The 2054-nt window shown below is 72.7% G+C and carries 2 protein-coding genes and 1 pseudogene; 2 read left to right on the top strand and 1 reads right to left on the bottom strand.

Annotation, left to right across the window (positions count from 1 at the left end; genetic code table 11):
* Both HW578_RS25840 and HW578_RS25835 read left to right on the top strand, forming a co-directional pair.
* Positions 1–801, top strand: an 801-nt coding sequence (locus HW578_RS25840; RefSeq protein ID WP_198373578.1) for a dihydrolipoamide acetyltransferase family protein, incomplete at its 5' end; no start/stop codon positions are given.
* Positions 798–1904 carry a Glu/Leu/Phe/Val family dehydrogenase gene (locus HW578_RS25835; RefSeq protein WP_198373577.1) on the top strand — a complete coding sequence of 369 codons (1107 nt, stop codon included), beginning with the start codon at positions 798–800 and terminating at the stop codon, positions 1902–1904. The genes HW578_RS25840 and HW578_RS25835, both read left to right, overlap by 4 nt.
* Positions 1905–1927: 23 nt before the next feature.
* Here the strand turns inward: HW578_RS25835 and HW578_RS28085 are convergent.
* Positions 1928–2054 (bottom strand): annotated as a pseudogene (locus HW578_RS28085) (IS481 family transposase); the annotation flags it as partial.

The raw sequence follows: 2054 nt of genomic DNA, 5'->3' as shown, positions 1-2054 counted from the left end.
TCAGTCGTGTGCTCCTCGGATCTGGGCGCCGCACCGCGCGCGATGCCGGCCGCGCGGGCGCTGGCGGCGCAGCGCGGGCTGGACCTCGGCCGCATCGCCGGCACCGGCCCGGGCGGGACGATCACGCTCGGCGATGTCGAGGCCGCGGTGTCGCCAGGAACGCCTGCCGGCTTCGAGCCACTGACCGGTGCACGCCTCGCGATGGCGCGCAACATTGCGCGTTCCCGCGACGAGGTAGCGTCCACGACCCTGTGCGACGACGCCGATGTCGAAGCCTGGCCGCCGGGGACGGACCACACCATGCGGCTGGCCCGTGCCGTGATCGCGGGCTGCCGCGCCGCACCGGCGCTCAACGCCTGGTTCGACGGTGACGCGCAGGCGCGCCGGCTGCACGCGGAGGTCGCGCTCGGCATCGCCGTGGAAACCGAGGTGGGGCTGTTCGTGCCGGTGCTGCACGATGCCTTACGTCGCTCCCTGGCCGAGTTGCGCGCCGAATTCAACCGGCTGAAGCGGGGCCTCGCCGACCGCTCGCTCGAACCGGATGAGTTGCGCGGCGCCACCATCACGCTGTCCAATTTCGGTGCGCTCGGCGGGCGCTATGCCGCGCTCAGCATCGTGCCGCCGCAGGTCGCGATTCTCGGCGCCGGGCGGATCGCGGCACGCCCCTCCATCCATGCCGGGCAGATCGCGGTCCGGCGGTTGCTGCCGCTGTCGCTGAGCTTCGACCATCGCGCCGTTACCGGGGCAGAGGCGGCGCGCTTCCTGAACGCCGTCATCGCCGACCTGGCGACCGAGGCATGACCGATCCGTTCAGCTTCGCCGATGATCTCGGACCGGAGGCGGTGGTGCACATACACCAGGCTGCCCTCGGCCTGCGTGCGGTCGTGGCGGTGGACAACACAGCCTGCGGCCCCTCCATTGGCGGCGTGCGCATGGCCACGGAGTCCGGCGCGACGGAGGCCTTCCGCCTCGCGCGCGCCATGACGATGAAGAACGCCGCCGCAGGCCTGCCGCATGGCGGAGGCAAGGCGGTGATCATTGCCGATCCGCGGCAACCCATCGCTGCGAAGGAGGCGCTGGTGCGCGGCTTCGCCCGGGCGATCCGCAGCCTGGACGCCTACATCCCCGGCCCCGACATGGGCACCGACGAAACCTGCATGGCCTGGGTGCGCGACGAGATCGGCCGCGCCGTCGGCCTGCCGCGCGTGCTCGGCGGCATTCCGCTCGACGAGATCGGGGCGACCGGGCTCGGCCTCGCCGCCGCCATTGAGGTGGCGGCCGAGCGTATCGGGCTGGCGCTGCGCGGCGCGCGCGTCGCCGTTCAGGGCTTCGGGGCGGTGGGACGGCATGCCGCGCGCGAGCTCGCGGCACGCGGTGCCGTGCTGGTCGCGGCGAGCGACAGCGCCGGCACGGTATCGGATCCCGACGGCCTCGACGTTGCCGCGCTCTCGGCCCTGAAGCTCTCCGGCGGCGCGCTGCGCGACCATGCCGCCGGGCGCAGGGGCACGCCGGACGACATCCTCCCGGTGCCCTGCGACATCTGGATTCCCGCGGCGCGGCCGGATGTGGTGCGGGGGGACAACGTCGCGCTGCTCAACACGCGGCTGGTCGCCCAGGGCGCAAACATCCCCTTCACGCCGGAGGCCGAAGTGGCACTGCATGCGCGCGGCGTCCCGGTGCTGCCCGACTTCATCGCCAATGCCGGCGGCGTCATCTGCGCCGCCGTCGAATACGCCGGCGGCAGCGAGGCAGAGGCCCTGGCGCGCATCGTCGAGCGCATCCGGCGCAATACGGCGGAGGTGCTGGACGAGGCGGCATCGCGCCGGACCACGCCGCGCGCAGCCGCCGTGGCGCTGGCCGAGAGGCGCATCCGCCAGGCCATGGCACTGCGGCGGTTCCGGTAGCGGCGATCACGTGGCACGCAAGCCTAGATGTTTGGTCCCGGCATTTCATGGTGCGGGTTTGCGGTGAACCTATGGGGGTCTGCGGCCCATGATCGGCAGATGATCTCGTAGGGGGTGAGGCCCTTCAGGGTCTTGAGCCGCCGCGCGTAG

The sequence above is a fragment of the Roseomonas rosulenta genome, from assembly GCF_016106005.1.
In the GTDB taxonomy this organism is placed as follows: Bacteria; Pseudomonadota; Alphaproteobacteria; order Acetobacterales; family Acetobacteraceae; genus Neoroseomonas; species Neoroseomonas rosulenta.
The sequence above is the reverse complement of the archived record's forward strand: the minus strand, read 5'-3'. Positions and strand labels throughout refer to the sequence as shown.